This window comes from Pandoraea thiooxydans (assembly GCF_001931675.1).
Taxonomy (GTDB): Bacteria; Pseudomonadota; Gammaproteobacteria; order Burkholderiales; family Burkholderiaceae; genus Pandoraea; species Pandoraea thiooxydans.
The window spans coordinates 3,454,895-3,473,571 of record NZ_CP014839.1 but is presented as its reverse complement, the minus strand read 5'-3'; the positions used below and the strand labels follow the sequence as shown (position 1 = coordinate 3,473,571).

Here is an 18,677-nt window from a genome sequence, read left to right as displayed (position 1 = left end):
CCACCGAACCGCGAACGCAATCGATTACCGAGTGCGTTCGCGGCGGGCCCGGATGCTTCGACAGGGATCGGAAAATTGCAATGAATGAATCCATGGTGGCGCGCGTGGTGGCCACGCCTGCGGCACTTGAATTGATCGCCAGGCTTCGCCGTGAGCATGGCGATGTCATGTTTCACCAATCCGGCGGCTGTTGCGACGGCAGCGCGCCGATGTGCTATCCGTGCGGCGATTTCATGGTGGGCGCGTCGGACGTCAAGCTGGGAGCCATCGGCGGTGCGCCTTTTTACATGAGCGAATCGCAGTTCGAGTACTGGGCGCATACGCAACTGATCATCGACGTGGTGCCTGGCGCCGGCGGCATGTTTTCGCTTGAAGGACGCACCGGCCTGCGCTTTCTGACGCGCTCGCGACTCTATACGGACGAGGAGATCGCGTGGCTGGCAAGGCATCCGGTCGAGGCGGCGGCATAAAGCCGCCGCCGCTTATTTTCCTTATCGCTCGTTGTCGAGGGGTAATTCGCAAGCTATCGTTTTTTAAAGACAATCATGGCATCCATCGAATCTGTAATGCATGAGCAACGCGTGTTTGCGCCGCCGCAGGCTCTGGTCGAGCAGGCCAACATCTCGGGCATGGCGGCGTACCAGGCGCTGTGCGCCGAGGCCGAGCGCGATCATGAAGGGTTCTGGGCGCGTCTGGCGCGCGAGAACGTCGCCTGGCACAGGCCGTTCACCAAGGTGCTGGACCAATCCAATGCGCCTTTCTACACGTGGTTCGAAGACGGCCAGCTGAACGTCTCCTATAACTGCCTGGACCGCAATCTGCAGAACGGCAATGCCGAGAAGACAGCGATCATCTTCGAGGCGGACGACGGCACCAGCACGCCGGTGACCTATCGCGAGCTGCACCAGCGGGTCTGCCGCTTTGCCAATGCGCTCAAGTCGCGCGGCATCAAGAAGGGCGACCGGGTGGTGATCTACATGCCGATGTCGATCGAAGGCGTGGTGGCGATGCAGGCCTGCGCGCGCATCGGCGCGACCCATTCGGTGGTGTTTGCGGGTTTTTCGGCCAAGTCGCTCAACGAGCGCATCATCGACGCGGGGGCGGTGGCGGTGATCACGGCCGACGAACAGATGCGCGGGGGCCGCGCGCTGCCGCTCAAGAACGTGGTCGACGAGGCGCTCACGCTGGGCGGGTGCGACGCGCTGCACACGGTGGTGGTCTACCGGCGCACGGGCGGGCCAGCCACGATGCAGGCCGGGCGCGACGTGTGGATGCACGAGCTGAGCGCGGGCCAATCGGAACAGTGCGAGCCGGAATGGGTGGGCGCCGAGCACCCGCTGTTCATTCTGTACACGTCGGGCTCGACCGGCAAGCCCAAGGGCGTGCAGCACAGCTCGGGCGGCTATTTGCTGTGGGCCACGCTGACCATGCAGTGGACCTTCGACATCAAGCCCAGCGACGTGTTCTGGTGCACCGCCGACATCGGCTGGGTGACCGGGCATACGTATATCGCCTACGGGCCGCTGGCGGTGGGGGCCACGCAAATCGTATTCGAAGGGGTGCCGACCTACCCGAACGCGGGGCGCTTCTGGGACATGATCGCGCGCCACAAGGTATCGATCTTCTACACGGCGCCCACGGCGATCCGCTCGCTGATCAAGGCGGCGGAGTCGGACAAGAGCATCTACCCGACGCAGTACGACCTGTCGTCGCTGCGCATTCTGGGGTCGGTGGGCGAGCCGATCAATCCGGAAGCCTGGATGTGGTACTACAAGAACGTCGGCGGCGAGCGCTGCCCGATCGTCGACACGTGGTGGCAGACGGAGACCGGCGGGCACGTGATCGCGCCGCTGCCGGGGGTCACGCCGCAGGTGCCGGGCTCGTGCACGCTGCCGTTGCCGGGGGTGGCCGCGGCGATCGTCGACGAGACGGGGCAGGACGTACCGAACGGGCAGGGCGGGATGCTGGTGATCAAGCGGCCGTGGCCGGGGCTGTTGCGCACCATCTGGGGCGACCCGGAGCGCTTCAAGAACAGCTACTTCCCGGCGGAGCTGGGGGGCAAGATCTATCTGGCCGGCGACGGCGCGATTCGTGACCGGCAGACCGGCTACTTCACGATCATGGGTCGTATCGACGACGTGCTCAACGTCTCGGGGCACCGGCTGGGCACGATGGAGATCGAGTCGGCGCTGGTGGCCAATCCGCTGGTGGCCGAGGCGGCCGTGGTGGGGCGCCCGGACGACACGACGGGCGAGGCGGTGGTCGCGTTCGTGGTGCTCAAGCGCACGCGTCCGATTGGCGAGGAGGCCAAGCAGATCGCCACCGATCTGCGCAACTGGGTGGCCAAGGAGATCGGGCCGATCGCCAAGCCGCGCGACATCCGCTTCGGCGAGAACCTGCCGAAGACCCGTTCGGGCAAGATCATGCGGCGCCTGCTGCGCGTGATCGCCAAGGGCGAGGAGATTACCCAGGACACTTCCACCCTGGAGAACCCGGCCATCCTCGAGCAGCTCAAGCAGTCCCTTTGAGGCGTGGGAGTGCGCGGTCCGCACGCGCCGTCAAAAGAACGTCTGGACCACGTCGATGACCTGGTAGGCGTCGTCCAGCACGGGAATTTGCCGCCATTTGTCGAAGGTCAGGCAGGGGTGCGATATGTCGAAGGCGAGCATGTCGCCCACCTGCAGGTCGTCGTTTGGGGCGATGCGCAAGAACGCGTGTTGATCCATCATGCGGATGACTTCCCAGTGCGCGGGCGCGGGCGACGGCTTTGACTGGATGCCGGGGCGGAAGTGGCTGGCCGGGCGAGGCATGCCGGCATCGGACGCGGTATCGCGCTTGCCCAGGGCGACGATGGCCTGGCCCGGTTCCGGAACCGATTGCACGTAGGCCCAGACCTGCAGCGCCGGCAACAGGCCGGCGCGCATCTTGTGGGCTATCGGGTTGCGGCTCTGGATTTGCGTTTGTGCCGCCTGGTAAATGCCTGCGTCGTGCGTGAGATAGCAACCCGGGCGCAGCACGATATCGAGCGGCGCGCCGATATTTGCTTTGGAGAATTCTTCTGCGACCACGTCGTACCAGGCCGAGCCTGCTCCGGAGAGAATGGCCGGCTGGCGCTCGAAGCGACCCGCCTGGGCGAGCTCCTGAGTGATGGCCACGGCGCGACGCAGCAGCGCACGAATTTCGTCTTCTTCCGTGAGTACGCCTTCGTACAATTCGACGCCGGCCAATGCGACAGTGCCGTGCCATTGCACGAGCGCGTCCAGTACCGCGCGCAGGCCGGCGTCGTCGCGCACGCCGGTGCGGCCACCGGTCACGCCGAGTTCGAGCAGCACGTGGATGGTCTGCCCGCGCGCCCGAAAAAAGCGGCCAAGATGATCGACGCTGGCGGCGGAATCGACCAGGCAGAAAAATTCGAAGGCAGGGTCCTCAAGTAGCTCGGCGATCAGCGTCATGTTCTGCTTGCCGACCAGCTGGTTGGCCATCAACACGCGCCTCACGCCGTGCTGATAAGCCGCGCGGGTCTGTGGCGCGGTGGCCAGCGTGATGCCCCAGGCGCCGCCGGCGAGTTGCCGGGCAAACAGCTTGGGCGCCATGGTGGTCTTGCCGTGCGGCGCCAGTTTGAGACCGTATTCGGAGACGAACCGCTGCATCCAGTCCAGGTTGTTGGCCAGGCGCCTCTCGTAGAGCACCGCGGCGGGCAGGCTGAGGTCTTCGCGTAGCAATTGCCATCGCAGCCCGGCAGTGTCGTCCGGGCGCAAAGGCTCCTCGAGCGGCCCGAGGCCTTTGTCGACGATATCGATCATGCCGCTTTGATGGGGGATGTCGTTCATTTCGATGGATCGTGTTGATGCCGATGCCGCTGCGGCGCGTTACTGCCGCGCATTGCGCCGATTGTCGGGCAGCGGCAGATTGAAGTTGGTGCGAAACGGATTGATGTCGAGGCCGCCGCGGCGCGTATAGCGCGCGTAGACCGCCAGTTTGCCGGGCGCACAGGTGCGCAGGATATCCATGAAAATGCGCTCGACGCACTGCTCGTGAAAGCCGGTGTGATTGCGAAACGAGATCAGGTACTTGAGCAAGCCGGCATGATCGATCGGCGCGCCGACGTAGCGGATCTGCACGCTGCCCCAATCCGGCTGGCCGGTCACCGGGCAGTTCGACTTGAGCAGGTTCGACACCAGCGTCTCTTCCACGGGCGCTTCGTCGTGATTGGCGTGCAGCAGCGTCGGGTCCGGCGTGTAGATGTCGGTCTCGATGTCGAGACGGTCGAGCGACAGCCCTTCGAGCTCGGCCAGACGCAGTTGATCGAAATGCGTGGCTTCGGTAAGCCGCACCTGTACGGCCGCACCGCACGCCTCGCTCAAGTCTTGCTGGATCAGCTGGCGCGCCGCCTCGGCATTGGCCAGGCGCGTTTGTGCGAACGAGCCCAGGTAGAGCTTGAAGGACTTCGATTCGACGATGTTGGGTGAATCGGCCGGCACGATGGCGGTGAGCAGCGCGATCTGCGGCTTGCCTTTCGGGTTGAGCCACGATAACTCGTAGGCATTCCACAGGTCGGCGCCGAAGAAGGGCAGCGGCGCGGGCACGCCGATCGCCTCGCGCGCCGGCTGGCGCTCGATCGGGAAGAGCAGAGCGGGGTCGTATTGCTCGGTGTAATTGACGGGTTTGCCCAGCGGCGAGTGTTCAGCTTGCATGATTGGTGATTCCAATGGGCACGTGGCCGGTCGCTGTGACCTCGCGTGCCGATTCGCAATGACGCAGTTGGTCGTCGAAGAAAAAGTCGGGTTGGAATTCGCGCAGGAAAGTGCCCTTGTCGAGTCCGCCGAGGAACATCGCCTCGTCGACTTCGATCTCCCAGGCCATCAGTGTGCGGATCGCGCGTTCGTGGGCGGGGGCCGCGCGTGCCGTGACGAGCGCCGTGCGAATGCGCATGGTCGCGGCGTCGTCGGCCAGTTTCTGCAGCCGATGCAGCGCTTCGAGCAGCGGCTTGAGCGGGCCGTGTGCGAGCGGAATGTCTCGCTTTTGCACTTCGTGGCGCATGAATTCCGGCAGGCCGCTGGCCTGGTAGACCTGCTCGGCCTCGTCGGAGAACAGCACGGCGTCGCCGTCGAAAGCGATGCGGATCTCATCGGGCCGCAGTTCCGCCTGCGCGGTCGAGCGCGGGTAGACATGCGCGGCGGGAAAGCCGGCGGCCAGCGCCTCCTGCACGTCGTCGCGGTTGGCGGAGAGAAACAGGTGCGCGGCCAGCGGCTTCAGGTAGCGAAATGGGGGACTGCCGCGCGTGAACACGCCACGCTCGATCGCCAGTTGCTGCTCGCGGCAGGAGCGGAACGCGCGCAGGCCGCTGATCGGATCGCTGCGCGAGAGGATCACGACTTCGACGCGACGCTCGCGCTCGGTATTGAGCGCGAGCAGCTTGCGGATCAGCCCGAACGCGACGCCGGGCTGCGCCGGCACGTCCAGACGCTCACGCTGCAGCTTTTCGTAGGCGGCAGGGTCGCCCTGCTCGTAGACGCGGTTCTCTTCTTCGAAGTCGAACAGCGCGCGCGAGGAGATGGCGACCACCAGCTTATCGTTGAGCGTGAATGACATGAGTGCGATTCCCGGGCGGTTGGGCCGGGCGCCGCCTGGCGCCGGGCCGCGGTGCGGGCTTCAGGCGAGAAACAGCCGATACACCGGGTTTTCGCTTTCGTCCCAATAAGGATAGCCAAGCGTGTCGAGAAATTCCTGGAACACGCGTTTTTCGTCCTTCGGCACTTGAATGCCTACCAGGATATTACTGTAGTCGGCGCCCTGGTTCCGGTAGTGAAACAGGCTGATGTTCCAGTTCGGATTCATCGACGAGAGGAACTTCATCAGCGCGCCGGGCCGCTCCGGAAATTCGAAGCGGTACAGCAGTTCGTCGCGCGCCAGCGGCGAATGGCCGCCGACCATGTAGCGGATGTGCTGCTTGGACAGCTCGTCGTTCGACAGGTCGGCCGTGGCAAAGCCATGACGCTGGAAGTTGGCCGCGATCTTCGCGCCCTCGTCGCGATTGTGCGTCTGGATGCCCACGAAGATATGCGCCTGGGTGGCATCGGCGATGCGATAGTTGAACTCTGTGACGTTGCGGTTGCCGACCAGTTCGCAAAAGCGCTTGAAGCTGCCGCGTTCCTCGGGAATCGTCACGGCGAAAACCGCTTCGCGTGCCTCGCCGACCTCGGCCCGCTCGGCGACGAAGCGCAGCCGGTCGAAATTCATGTTGGCGCCGGAGGTGATCGCCACCAGCGTCTCGCCCTTGAGCTTTTCGCGCTCGACATAGCGCTTGGCGCCGGCCACCGACAGCGCGCCGGACGGCTCCAGTACGCTGCGGGTGTCCTGAAAGACGTCCTTGATGGCCGCGCACAGCGCGTCGGTATCGACCAGGATCACCTCGTCGACGTGCTGCTTGCACAGCCGGTACGTTTCAGCGCCGACGTACTTGACGGCGGTGCCGTCGGCGAACAGCCCGACATCGTGCAACTGCACGCGCTGGCCTTTGTGCATCGAGCGCGCCATCGCGTCGGAGTCCTGGGTCTGCACGCCGATGACGCGCACTTCCGGGCGCAACGCCTTGACGTACGCCGCTACGCCGGCGATCAGGCCGCCGCCGCCGATCGGTACGAAAATCGCGTGCAGCGGTCCGGGATGCTGGCGCAGAATCTCCATTGCGATGGTGCCTTGGCCGGCGATCACATCCGGGTCGTCGAACGGGTGCACAAAGGTCAGGCCGCGCTCCTCTTGGAGCTCGGCTGCTTTTTGATAGGCATCGCTGTAGGAGTCGCCCGCCAGCACAACCTCGACGGCCCGCCCGCCGTGGGTTTTCACCGCATCGATCTTGACCTGCGGGGTGGTGACCGGCATCACGATCACCGCCTTGCAGCCGAGCTTGGCGGCCGACAGCGCGACCCCTTGCGCGTGATTGCCGGCCGAGGCGGTAATCACGCCGCGCGCGAGCTCGGCTTCGGGCAGGTTGGCCATTTTGTTGTAGGCGCCGCGCAGCTTGAAGGAAAACACCGTCTGGTTGTCCTCGCGTTTGAGGTGGATGCGGTTGTGCAGTCGCATCGACAGCGTGCGCGCCAGTTCGAGTTCGCTCTCGCGGGCGACGTCGTAGACTTTGGCGGTGAGAACCTTTTTCAAATAATCGAGGGCAGAGGCGGACATGGTGTCGGGCGGGCGGCGCCGAAAGCAGGAAAAAGCCTCAATGATAGAGCATCGCCGGCAACCGGGGGGTGCGCGAGAGCGGACGCGTTCCGGTGAACGGAGCCATAGCCGGGCTGGCGAGTGCCTGGGTTCGATCGCGCCGGGCGCGTCGAAAATACCGACGCGGTCTTTGCCGGGCATGGGCCCGTACGGTGTTCGCGTGTGCGCAAACTGTGTCGGGCATGACGTCGATCAAGACTGCCGGGCAGCATAAAACCTAGGCTTTCCCTGTATTCGCGCAGAAGCGGGAATCAATAAAGCATCGCGGCCGTCATAGGTAAAGCCGATTGAATGAATCGGCAGGTCTTCGATGCGATCCGTTGGGAGAGTTGCATGAAAATATCCAGGCATCTAGGCGTGGCCATGACCCTGGCAGCCGTGCTCTGCAGTGCCGGGGGCGCTGCCATGGCGCGCACGCACGTCGGCGTGTTTATCGGACCGCCGATCTACAGCTACCCTTATCCGTATCCCTATTATCCGTATGCGCCCGCGCCGTACTACTATGCGCCGCCAGTGATGGTGGCGCCTCCCAGCCCACCGGTCTATATTCAGCAGGACCCGACCGATACGCAGGATCAAGGCGGCAACTGGTACTACTGCCGCTCGTCCCGTGCCTATTATCCGTATGTAAAGACGTGTCCGGAAGGTTGGCAAACCGTGCCGGCCCGCCCGCGCTAGGGCGCCGGTAACGCGGAGGAAATGTCATGAAACGATGGGTTTGCTTGACAGCAGTGGCGGCGGCCGTGCTCAGCGGCTGCACGGTGATGCCGGTGGGGCCGACCGTGCTGGCCCTGCCCGGCAACGGCAAGACGTTCGATCAATTCAGGACCGATGATGCCATCTGTCGCCAGTATGCATACCAGCAGATCGGCGGACCGGCAGCGCAGCAGGCCGTCACCGATAGCGCGGTTGGCAGCGCCGCGCTGGGTACCGCGGTCGGCGCGCTCGCGGGCGCGGCATTCGGCGGCGGACGCGGCGCGGCGGTCGGCGCCGGGGCCGGCCTGCTGGCCGGCAGCGCGATCGGCGCCGATAGTGCGGCTGCCTCCGGCTATGGCTCGCAGCGCCGCTACGATTACGCCTACGTCCAGTGCATGTACGCCCGGGGTAATCAGGTGCCGGTGCGCGGCGGCGTGATGCAGCGCTATAACCCGCCGCCCCCGCCGGCCGATGAGCCGCCTCCGCCTCCACCGGGGACACCCCCGCCGCCGCCGCCCGGCGTCTATTGATGCGGCGCCGGCTTGCCGGACATTGCCGGACCTCCCGCCGGGGGATCCGGCTTTTTTATTGCTGCAAATCCAGGTCGGCCGGTGTGTCGATGTCGCGCACAATGCCGGGATCGTCCAGATCGACCCAGCTCACGCGGGCGCTGTCGCGCAGCAGCGCGCGCGCGCCGAGATCGCCATCGAGTTCGGCCAGCGCGGCGCCGTGGGCCTGCCCGAAGGCGACCGGATGGCCTCGCTGGCCCTGGTAGCGCGGCGCGACCACAGCCTGCGGATCGTCCAGCGCATCGACCACGGCGCGAATACTGGCAGGTCGGATGAACGGCATGTCGGCCAGTGCCACCAGCCATCCTCGCGGTGCGCCCAGGGCGGTGGGCGGTGCGTTGGCGAGCGAGGCCCGAACGCCTGCCGCCAGGCTGGCACCCATGCCGCGCAAGGTTGCCTCGCTCGATACGATCTCGCAGCCGGCGGCGCGCAACTGCGCCATGAGTTCGGCGCGATCGGGCCGAACCACGGCAATCACGCGTGGCAGCACGGCGAGCAATGCGTGCGCACTGGCCGACGCGACGCTGCGTCCGGATGCGTCGCCTGGCAGCGGTTGCAGCAACTTGTTGCGCTGGCCGCTGGCGTCGAAGCGGCTGCCGATGCCGCCGGCCAGCAGAATGGCAACGGGCAGGAGGGAGTGTCGTGACATACGCGGTATTATGCGCTGCGCGCCCCGGGCGCCGCTACGCACAGCGCCCGGGGCGGAACCTTGCGCCGCGGCGCGGGACTTATCGCTTCGGGCTCGACTTGCGCGCGTGGTGCCGGCACGGGGCCGGGCGCCGGAATTTCTTCACGACATGGAACATTTCATCAATTGGTTGTTCGGGGTGCTGGCACTGCCGAAGGTGGGCCTGCCGGCCGTCTTCCTGATCAGCCTGGTGTCGGCCACCCTGCTGCCGATGGGCTCGGAGCCGGCCGTGTTCGGCTACGTCAAGCTCAACCCGGAGATGCTGTGGCCCACCATCGTGGTCGCCACGCTGGGCAACACGATCGGCGGCATGATCGACTGGTGGATGGGGTATGGCGCCAAGCTCGCGGTGATACGGCTGCGCGAGCGGCGCCGACTGCATGGCGCTGCCGGTGCAGTGCCCCGCGCGCGCCGCAACGGCCAGCCGACGCTGGGAGCGAAATACTTCGCCTGGATGCGCCGTTACGGGCCGGCCACGCTGCTGCTGTCGTGGCTGCCGGTCATCGGCGATCCGCTCTGCACGCTGGCCGGCTGGCTGCGCCTGCCGTGGGGCGCCTGCCTGATCTACATGGCAATCGGCAAGCTGCTGCGCTATCTCGCCGTGACGGGCCTGTTGCTGTGGGTGCCCGACAGTTTCTGGTCGGGCATCCTCGCTCCGTTGCGGGCGCTGGCCGGTTAGTACCCGATCATGCGTTCTCCAGGTCGAACGGCAGGGCGCGCAGGCGCTTGCCGGTGAGCGCGGCGATCGCGTTGGCATAGGCCGGCGCCAGCGCCGGCAGGCCGGGCTCGCCCATGCCGGTGGGCGCTGCGGCCGACGGCACCAGATGCACGTCGATGCGAGGCATGTCCGGCATGCGCGCGACGATGTACCGGTCGAAGTTGGACTGTCCGACGACGCCGTCCTTGAGCGTGATGGCGGCTCCGGGCAACGTGGTGCCCAGCCCCATGAGCGCGGCGCCTTGAACCTGCGCCTCGACGGTGAGCGGATTGACGGCAAAGTTGCAGCAAACGCCGGCGGTGGCGTGCAGCAGCTTGGGTTTGCCATCGACCAGCGTCGCCTCGACCACGTAAGCAACCACCGAGCCGAACGACTCGTGCACCGCGACGCCCCAGGCATGGCCCTTGGGCAGGGTTTTCGTGCCGTAGCCGGATTTGGCCACGGCGAGTTCCAGCGCGGCCAGGTGGCGCGGATGCCTGTCGCCCAGCAACGCGCGCCGATAGGCAACCGGATCCTGCTTTGCGGTCTGGGCCAGTTCGTCGATCAGTGTTTCCATCACGTAGGCGGTGTGGGTGTTGCCCACCGAGCGCCACCACAGAACCGGGACATTGACTTCGGTGTTGTGCACCGATACCTGCAGCGGCAGTGCATAAGGCGTGTTGGCGAATCCTTCGACCGAAGTGCTGTCGACGCCGTTCTTCACCGCGAATTTCTCGAATGGCGTGCCGCTCAGGATCGATTGCCCGACGATGCGGTGGTCCCACCCGAGTACCTGGCCATGCGCGTCCAGCCCGATTTCGGCGCGATGCAGGTACACCGGGCGGTAATAGCCGCCCTGGATGCCGTCCTCGCGGCTCCAGATCAACTTGACCGGCTCGTGACGGCCACGCGCGCGCCAGCCCTTGGCGACCTGCACCGCCTCCACGGTGTAGTCGGAGGTGGGCACCGCGCGCCGCCCGAAGCCGCCGCCGGCCATCAGGGTATGCAGCTTGACCTGCTCGGGCTTGAGGCCCAGCACGCGCGCGGCCGCCTGCTGGTCGACGGTCTGGAATTGCGTGCCGGCCCAGACCTCGCAGCCATGCTCGCTCAATCGCACGGTGCAGTTCAGCGGCTCCATCGGCGCGTGCGCCAGATAGGGGAAGGTGAATTCGGCGACGATTTTCCTGGGCGCCGAGGCCAGTTTCGAGAGGTCGCCGGGGCGCGCGACGGTGCCTGGATTTTTGGCCAAGGTCCGGTATTCGGCCAGCATCGCCTCGGTGTCGGCCGGTGTGAGCCCGGCGTGGCTCCATTCGATCTTGAGCGCGTCGCGCGCGGTTTTGGCCGGCCAGTAGCCGTCGGCCACTACGGCGATTGCCGTGCCGCCCCGATCGTAGGGAATCTCGAAGATTTCATGCACCCCTTTGATCGCTTTCGCGGCGCTTGCATCGAAATGCGCAACCTTGCCGCCAAAGACGGGCGGGCGTGCCAGTACGGCCACTTTCAAGCCCGGCAGCTTGAAATCCATGCCGTACATCGGCACGCCAGTCGACTTGGCGCGCGCATCGAGCCGGGGCGTGGGCTTGCCCAGCAGGCGGAATTCGCGGGGATCTTTGAGTACGACGTCGGCAGGCAACGGCTGGCGTTGCGCGCTGGCAGCCAGCGAACCGTAGCTGGCACGCTGACCACGCGGGCCGATCACCGTGCCGGATTCGGTGCGGCATTGCGCCGGTTTTACCTTCCAGCGGGCGGCGGCGGCCGATACCAGCATGGCGCGCGCGGTCGCGCCGATCTGGCGGTATTGCAGCCATGAGTGGGCCACCGAGCCGGAGCCGCCGGTCATTTGCATGCCGTAGACGGGATCCTTGTAGACCTCGGCCGCAGGCGCCAGCTCGCTGCGCACGTGCTGCCAGTCGCAGTCGAGTTCTTCGGCGATCAGCATCGGCAGCGCGGTTTGCACGCCTTGCCCGAAGTCGAGGCGGTTGACCTGGATGGTGACGGTTTCGTCCGGCGCGATATGGACGAAAGCGGCCGGTGCCAGACCCTTGCGAGGCTGGTTTGCGGTCTCGGCAGCGGTCGCCGCGCCCTGGCTGCCGGGCAGCACGCTCAATTCGAGCAGAAAGCCGCCGGCGGCGACGGCGGAAGTCTTGAGGAACGCGCGACGCGACGCACTGGCTGCGTTGCCTGCATCGGCGTCGGGATCGGCCGGCAGTTGAAAGCGAAATGGCTGCATGAGCGTCTCCTTGGGGTCAGGCCAGTGACGCGGCGGCGTCTTTGATGGCGGCGCGAATGCGGGCGTAGGTGCCGCATCGGCAAATATTGCCAGCCATGGCGTTGTCGATGTCGGCGTCGCTTGGCTGGCGATTGCTCTTGAGCAGTGCGGTGGCGCTCATGATCTGGCCGCTCTGGCAATACCCGCATTGCGGCACGTCGTGCTTGACCCAGGCGGTTTGCACGGCATGGCCGACGGGGTCTTCCCCGACGTGCTCGATGGTGGTGATGTGCTTGCCGGCGACTGCCGACACGGGCGTCACGCATGAGCGAATCGGCTGGCCCTCGAGATGGACCGTGCAGGCGCCGCACAGCGCCATGCCGCAGCCGAATTTGGTGCCGGTCATCGACAGGTTATCGCGCAGGGTCCAGAGTAGCGGGGTGGCGGGATCGACATCGACCTGAACGGCCCGGCCGTTGAGTTGGAACGAGATCATGGAGCGCCTCTTGTTGGAGGGGGATGAGCGGCTTACGATACCTCAGCTTCGGCGATCTTGCAGGCACCCGATCGGCGCGCCGCATGTTGCAGTGCGATGCAGTACAATCCGAACATCCGATAAAAATTTCCTTATCTGCCGGAAGAAAGAGTTGGGCATGCGCTTCGACCTCCGTACCTTTACGTGCCGGCCGGCACGTCCCTGTCGCCGCAACCGGGCTGCCCGTGCGAGTCTGCACGGCGCTTGCGGCAACTGGCGATCTTGACTATCCAGGATGACGGCCAAGGCGCGCGCAAACGCCGCCACGGCTGCTCGCTCGAACGCAACCTGACCTGATTTCCGGCGCGTCCCGTGAGACGCTCGCCGACGGCGTTAATCCCGCCGCAACCACGAGACCGACAAGATGAATGCTCCCCTGCCTGCCTTCGATCCGCACGATGCCAAACAGGCGGTGGCCGCCATGCCGCCGCGCCTGCGCGAGATTCCCTACAACTACACGTCGTTCTCCGATCGGGAAATCGTGATTCGCCTGCTGGGCGAGCAAGCCTGGCATATCCTGGACGAGCTGCGCGCGGAGCGCCGCACCGGGCGATCGGCCCGCATGCTGTACGAGGTGCTGGGCGATATTTGGGTGGTGCGCCGCAATCCGTATCTGCAGGACGATTTGCTCGATAACCCGAAACGGCGACGCTTGTTGATCGATGCGTTGAACCACCGTCTGAGCGAAATCGAGAAACGGCGCCGCGCCGATGTGGCCGAGCACGGCGATGCCCACGGCCAGGAGCGCGCCAGCCGGGTCGAGCAGCTGACGGCGGCCGCACGCCGCGCGGTGGACGCGTTTGCCGCCGAGTTTGCCCAGATGAGCGACTTGCGCCGCCGCGCGCAGCGCGTGCTGGGACGGGTGACCGCACGTGACAACATCAAGTTCGACGGTCTGTCGCGCGTCTCGCACGTGACGGACGCGACCGACTGGCGGGTGGAATACCCGTTCGTGGTGCTCACGCCCGACAGCGAGGAAGAAATCGCCGCGCTGCTCAAGGGGTGCTTCGAGCTCGGCCTGACCGTGATTCCGCGCGGCGGCGGCACCGGCTACACCGGCGGCGCGATTCCGCTCACGCCGCTGTCGGCGGTGGTCAATACCGAGAAGCTGGAAATGCTGGGGGCGGTCGAGCTGACGTCGTTGCCCGGCGTCGAGAACCCTGTGCCGACGATTTTCTCGGGTGCCGGCGTGGTCACCCGGCGGGTGGCAGACGCGGCCGAGCAGGCTGGTTATGTGTTCGCGGTCGATCCGACCTCGATCGACGCTTCGTGCGTTGGCGGCAACGTCGCCATGAACGCGGGCGGCAAGAAGGCCGTGCTGTGGGGCACGGCGCTGGACAACCTGGCCTGGTGGCGCATGGTCGATCCGGACGGCAATTGGCTTGAAGTCACGCGGCTGGATCACAATTGCGGAAAAATTCACGACGTGCCGGTGGCCAGGTTCGAGCTCAAGTGGTTCGACGGCAATCATGCCCCCGGCATCAAGCTGCTGCGCAGCGAAATGCTCGAGATCGCGGGGCAGCGCTTTCGCAAGGAAGGGCTCGGCAAGGATGTCACCGATAAATTCCTGGCCGGCCTGCCGGGTGTCCAGAAGGAAGGCTGCGACGGCCTGATTACCAGCGCGCGCTGGATTTTGCACAAGATGCCGGCGCATACGCGCACGGTCTGTCTCGAGTTTTTCGGCCAGGCGCGCGAAGCGATCCCGAGCATCGTCGACATCAAGAACTATATGTTCGCCCAGACGCAGCAGGGCGGCGCGATTCTGGCGGGGCTTGAGCACCTCGACGAACGCTATCTGCGCGCGGTCGGATATGCGACCAAATCCAAGCGCAACGCTTTTCCGAAGATGGTGCTGATCGGTGACATCGTCGGCGATGACGATGCTGCCGTGGCGCAGGCCACCTCCGAGGTGGTGCGCATGGCCAACGGCAAGAGCGGCGAGGGCTTTGTCGCGGTGTCGGCCGAGGCGCGCAAGAAATTCTGGCTGGACCGCTCGCGCACGGCGGCCATCGCCAAGCATACCAACGCCTTCAAGATCAACGAGGACGTGGTGATTCCGCTCGACCGGATGGGCGAATATACCGACGGTATCGAGCGCATCAATATCGAGCTGTCGCTCAAGAACAAGCTGCAGCTGATCGATGCGCTCGAGACATTCTTCGGGGCTGGCAATCTGCCGCTGGGCAAGAGCGACGACGCCAATGAGATTCCGTCGGCCGAGTTGCTGGAGGACCGCGTGCAACAGGCGCTGACCCTGTTGCGCGAGGTGCGCGAGCGCTGGCTGTACCTGCGCGATCATTTCGATGCGCCGCTGGCCGAGGCGATTCCACTGCTCAATCGGCACGGCATTCGCGATTTGAACATGATGCTTGGCGAGCGCCTGAAGCGGCAGCCCGCGGCGACGGTGTTCGATATCCTGCAAGACCGCACGGTGCGCATTTCGTGGAAGAGCGAAGTGCGCGGCGAGTTGCGCAAGATTTTCAATGGCGGCGAGTTCGAGCCGATTCTGGCCGAATGCCAGGCGATTCACAAAAAGGTGCTGCACGGGCGGGTTTTCGTGGCGCTGCACATGCATGCCGGCGACGGCAACGTGCATACCAACATCCCCGTCAATTCCGACAATTACGAGATGCTGCAGGACGCGCACCGGGCCGTGGCGCGCATCATGAAGTTGGCGCGCTCGCTCGATGGCGTGATTTCCGGCGAACACGGCATTGGTATTACCAAGCTCGAATTCCTCACTGACGACGAGATCGCCGAGTTCCGGGTCTACAAGGAACGCATCGATCCGCAGGGGCGCTTCAACAAGGGCAAGCTGCTGCACTTGCCGGAGTTGCCGGCCGATCTGCGCAACGCTTATACCCCGAGCTTCGGCTTGATGGGCTACGAATCGATCATCATGCAGCAGTCGGATATCGGCGCGATCGCCGATAGCGTCAAGGATTGCCTGCGCTGCGGCAAATGCAAGCCGGTGTGTGCGACTCACGTGCCGCGCGCCAATCTGCTGTACAGCCCGCGCAACAAGATTCTGGCCACCTCGCTGCTGATCGAGGCGTTCCTCTACGAGGAGCAGACGCGGCGCGGCGTGTCGATCAAGCATTGGGAGGAATTCAACGACGTGGCCGACCATTGCACGGTGTGCCACAAGTGCGTGACGCCCTGCCCGGTGAAGATCGACTTCGGCGACGTCTCGATGAACATGCGCAACCTGTTGCGCAAGATGGGCAAGAAGAAATTCAATCCCGGCTCGGCCGCGAGCATGTTCTTTCTGAATGCGACCAATCCCGAGACGATCAACCTGACCCGCAAGGTCATGATCGAATGGGGTTACAAGGCGCAGCGTTTCGGCAATGATTTTCTGAAGAAATTCGCCCGCAAACAGACCCAGCATCCGCCGGCCACGGTCGGCAAGCCGCCGGTGCGGGAGCAGGTGATTCACTTCGTCAACAAGAAGATGCCGGGCAATTTGCCGAAAAAGACCGCGCGCGCTCTGCTCGATATCGAAGACGACAAGATCGTGCCGATCATTCGCAATCCGAAGACCACCACGGCCGACTCGGAGGCGGTGTTCTATTTCCCGGGCTGTGGCTCGGAGCGGCTGTTCTCGCAGGTCGGCCTGGCGACACAGGCGATGTTGTGGCACACCGGCGTGCAGACCGTGCTGCCGCCGGGCTATCTGTGCTGCGGTTATCCGCAGCGTGGCTCGGGTCAGTTCGACAAGGCCGAGAAGATCGTTACCGACAACCGAGTACTGTTTCACCGGATGGCCAATACGCTGAATTATCTCGATATCAAGACGGTGATCGTTTCCTGCGGCACTTGCTACGATCAGCTGGCCGGCTACGAATTCGAGAAGATCTTCCCCGGCTGCCGGATTCTGGATATCCACGAATACCTGCTCGAGAAGGACGTGCGCCTGCAAGGCGTGGAAGGGGTGCGCTACATGTACCACGATCCCTGCCACACGCCGATCAAGACGATGGACTCGATCAAACTGGTCAATCAGTTGATGGGCGCCGAGCAAAATGGTTACCGGATTGCGAAGAATGATCGTTGCTGCGGCGAATCGGGTACGCTGGCGGTCACGCGGCCGGATATCTCGACGCAGGTGCGGTTTCGCAAGGAAGAAGAGATGCGCCGGGGCGCGGCCAAGCTGCGCGAGGGCAACGCCAGCGACGTCAAGATCCTGACGAGCTGCCCGTCGTGCCTGCAAGGGCTGTCGCGTTACAGCGAGGACGTCAATGTCGATGCCGACTACATCGTCGTCGAAATGGCCAAGCACGTGCTCGGCGCCAGCTGGCTGGAAAACTACGTGAGTCAGGCAAACAATGGCGGCATCGAGCGCGTGCTGGTGTAGTCGTCGCGCACAGCGGCCCTGGGCGACGTAGGCACCCCGATGGATGCGGTGTTGACGTCGCTGATCCTGCTCGTGGCCGTCGGCCTGACGGGCGTGCTGGTCAGTTTCGTGAAGGTGCCGGTGCCTTTGGTGCAGATCGCCGTCGGCGCGGCGCTCGCGTGGCCGGGCTGGGGCCTGCATGTGTCGCTCGATCCTGCCATCTTTTTCCTGCTATTCATCCCGCCGCTGCTGTTTGTCGATGGCTGGCGTATCCCCAAGCGTGAGTTCTGGCGCCTGCGGGTGCCGATTCTGACCATGGCGCTCGGCTTGGTGCTGTTTACCGTGGCGGGCGTCGGCTGGTTCATCCATTGGCTGATTCCGGTGATTCCGTTGGCGGTGGCGTTTGCCCTGGCGGCCGTGCTCTCGCCGACCGACGCTGTCGCGGTGTCGGCGCTGACCGGCCGGCTGACGATGCCCTCGCGCCTGATGCACTTGCTCGAGGGCGAGGCGATGATGAACGACGCATCGGGCCTGGTGGCGTTCAAGTTTGCGCTGGCCGCCGCCCTTACCGGCGTGTTTTCGTGGCGCGCGGCGACACTCAGCTTTTTCGTGGTAGCGCTTGGCGGCCTGGCCACCGGCTGGGCGCTGACCTGGCTCTTTTCCTTTTTGCGGCGCCGATTCTTCTCGATCAATAGCGAGGAACCCGCCACCGAGATTCTGTTGCTCCTGCTGCTGCCATTCGCGGCTTATCTGTTGGCCGAGCATTTCGATTTTTCCGGCATTCTGGCTGCAGTGGCCGCCGGCATGACGGTTAATTACACCGACGTATTGACAAGTCGCAGCGCCACCCGCGTGATGGGCACCGGGGTCTGGTCGATGCAGGAGTTCGTATTCAACGGCATGATCTTCGTGCTGCTTGGGCTGCAATTGCCTGATATCGTACGCGCCGCGGTGCGGCCGAACGGGCACTTTGCAACCGTCGAGCGTGTCGGGCAATTGCTGTTTTACGTTGTCGCCATCTCGCTGGCGCTGGTGATTTTGCGCTTTTGCTGGGTCTTCGTTGCCTGGCGCGCGATCAATTTCGTCGGACGTTTTCGGGGCGAGAAGCCGCTGCGCGTGAGTACGCGGATGATCAGCCTGATTTCGCTGTCCGGCGTGCGAGGCGCGGTGACGCTGGCCGCCGCGCTGTCGGTGCCGCTGGCCATGCTCGACGGCAAGCCGTTTCCGGGCCGGGATCTGTTGATTTTTCTGGCTGCCGGCGTGATTTTGCTGTCGCTGCTGGCCGGCAGTATCGGCTTGCCATGGCTGCTGCGCGGCATGCGTGCGCGGGACGAGGACCCGCTCCAGCGTGAGGCGCGCGAGGCGCGAGCGAGCGCCGCGGAGGCGGCGATTCGCGCCATCGACGAGACTCAGGAAAAGATTGCACTGAGCGGCGACGAGGCCGATCGGGCGTTATGCGCCGAAATTGCCGCGCGCGTCATGGTGCGCTACCGCGCACGCATGGAGGCGGCCGTCGGTGCCGATGAAACGCGTGCGCACGCGCGAAGGGTGGTGGAGGTCGAACGGGCGCTGCGGCGCAGCGCGTTGCAGGCCGAGCGTACCGAACTGGCCCGCTTGCGCGTCACTCATCGTATCAATGACGAGACCCTGCGCGAGATTCTGCGCGAAATCGACTATGCTGAAATTGCCCTTGGCGCGGGGCGCATCAATCCTTGACACTGAATTA

14 protein-coding genes are annotated in these 18,677 nt (G+C 64.9%); 7 read left to right on the top strand and 7 right to left on the bottom strand.

Translation table 11 applies throughout. The features are described 5' to 3' along the window. The first annotated feature begins 80 nt into the window (after positions 1 to 80). Both PATSB16_RS15890 and acs read left to right on the top strand, forming a co-directional pair. Complete coding sequence (locus tag PATSB16_RS15890; protein WP_047215046.1) at positions 81 to 470, top strand: DUF779 domain-containing protein; 390 nt, start codon at positions 81 to 83, stop codon at positions 468 to 470. 75 nt (positions 471 to 545) lie between these two features. Continuing rightward, the gene (acs, locus tag PATSB16_RS15885) at positions 546 to 2,528 is read left to right on the top strand and encodes an acetate--CoA ligase (RefSeq protein ID WP_047215045.1); all 1,983 of its coding nucleotides are present in this window, start codon (positions 546 to 548) and stop codon (positions 2,526 to 2,528) included. Between the two features lie 30 nt (positions 2,529 to 2,558). Here the strand turns inward: acs and PATSB16_RS15880 are convergent, their stop codons facing one another. Genes PATSB16_RS15880 through ilvA form a run of 4 tightly spaced genes read right to left on the bottom strand, consistent with a single transcriptional unit; the run spans position 2,559 to position 7,182 of the window. Next, positions 2,559 to 3,830, bottom strand: coding sequence for an amino acid deaminase (locus PATSB16_RS15880; protein WP_047215044.1), 1,272 nt, complete (start codon positions 3,828 to 3,830; stop codon positions 2,559 to 2,561). 39 nt (positions 3,831 to 3,869) lie between these two features. Further along, complete coding sequence (gene queF / locus PATSB16_RS15875) at positions 3,870 to 4,694, bottom strand: NADPH-dependent 7-cyano-7-deazaguanine reductase QueF (protein ID WP_047215043.1); 825 nt, start codon at positions 4,692 to 4,694, stop codon at positions 3,870 to 3,872. After that, positions 4,684 to 5,592 (bottom strand): 5'-nucleotidase, encoded by a 909-nt coding sequence (locus PATSB16_RS15870; protein WP_047215042.1) that lies wholly within the window; start codon positions 5,590 to 5,592, stop codon positions 4,684 to 4,686. The genes queF and PATSB16_RS15870 overlap by 11 nt, the downstream gene beginning before the upstream one ends. 60 nt (positions 5,593 to 5,652) lie before the next feature. Further along, positions 5,653 to 7,182: a threonine ammonia-lyase, biosynthetic gene (ilvA, locus tag PATSB16_RS15865; protein WP_047215041.1), complete on the bottom strand. Its 1,530-nt coding sequence runs from the start codon at positions 7,180 to 7,182 to the stop codon at positions 5,653 to 5,655. 372 nt (positions 7,183 to 7,554) lie between these two features. Here ilvA and PATSB16_RS15860 point away from each other — a divergent pair, with 372 nt between their 5' ends. Then, positions 7,555 to 7,899 carry a hypothetical protein gene (locus PATSB16_RS15860; RefSeq protein WP_072628668.1) on the top strand — a complete coding sequence of 115 codons (345 nt, stop codon included), beginning with the start codon at positions 7,555 to 7,557 and terminating at the stop codon, positions 7,897 to 7,899. Positions 7,900 to 7,925: 26 nt separating this feature from the next. Next, positions 7,926 to 8,447 (top strand): YMGG-like glycine zipper-containing protein, encoded by a 522-nt coding sequence (locus PATSB16_RS15855; RefSeq protein ID WP_047215039.1) that lies wholly within the window; start codon positions 7,926 to 7,928, stop codon positions 8,445 to 8,447. Between the two features lie 55 nt (positions 8,448 to 8,502). On the opposite strand, the gene PATSB16_RS15850 is transcribed toward PATSB16_RS15855, so the two are convergent. Further along, a complete protein-coding gene (locus tag PATSB16_RS15850; protein WP_047215038.1) occupies positions 8,503 to 9,135 on the bottom strand; it encodes a nucleotidyltransferase family protein in 633 nt (210 codons plus the stop codon). Between the two features lie 148 nt (positions 9,136 to 9,283). On the opposite strand from PATSB16_RS15850, the gene PATSB16_RS15845 reads away from it, so the two are divergent. Continuing rightward, positions 9,284 to 9,853 (top strand): YqaA family protein, encoded by a 570-nt coding sequence (locus PATSB16_RS15845; RefSeq protein ID WP_047215037.1) that lies wholly within the window; start codon positions 9,284 to 9,286, stop codon positions 9,851 to 9,853. A gap of 7 nt (positions 9,854 to 9,860) precedes the next feature. Here the strand turns inward: PATSB16_RS15845 and PATSB16_RS15840 are convergent, their stop codons facing one another. Together PATSB16_RS15840 and PATSB16_RS15835 are read right to left on the bottom strand one after the other, a co-directional pair. Next, positions 9,861 to 12,101, bottom strand: coding sequence for a xanthine dehydrogenase family protein molybdopterin-binding subunit (locus tag PATSB16_RS15840; protein ID WP_052892717.1), 2,241 nt, complete (start codon positions 12,099 to 12,101; stop codon positions 9,861 to 9,863). A gap of 16 nt (positions 12,102 to 12,117) precedes the next feature. Continuing rightward, positions 12,118 to 12,576, bottom strand: a complete 459-nt coding sequence (locus PATSB16_RS15835) for a (2Fe-2S)-binding protein (protein WP_047215036.1) — start codon at positions 12,574 to 12,576, stop codon at positions 12,118 to 12,120. Positions 12,577 to 12,979: 403 nt separating this feature from the next. Here PATSB16_RS15835 and PATSB16_RS15830 point away from each other — a divergent pair, with 403 nt between their 5' ends. Together PATSB16_RS15830 and PATSB16_RS15825 are read left to right on the top strand one after the other, a co-directional pair. Next, complete coding sequence (locus PATSB16_RS15830) at positions 12,980 to 16,972, top strand: DUF3683 domain-containing protein (RefSeq protein WP_047215035.1); 3,993 nt, start codon at positions 12,980 to 12,982, stop codon at positions 16,970 to 16,972. Positions 16,973 to 17,011: 39 nt separating this feature from the next. Then, positions 17,012 to 18,667 carry a Na+/H+ antiporter gene (locus tag PATSB16_RS15825; protein ID WP_047215034.1) on the top strand — a complete coding sequence of 552 codons (1,656 nt, stop codon included), beginning with the start codon at positions 17,012 to 17,014 and terminating at the stop codon, positions 18,665 to 18,667. The last annotated feature ends 10 nt before the right edge of the window (positions 18,668 to 18,677 follow it).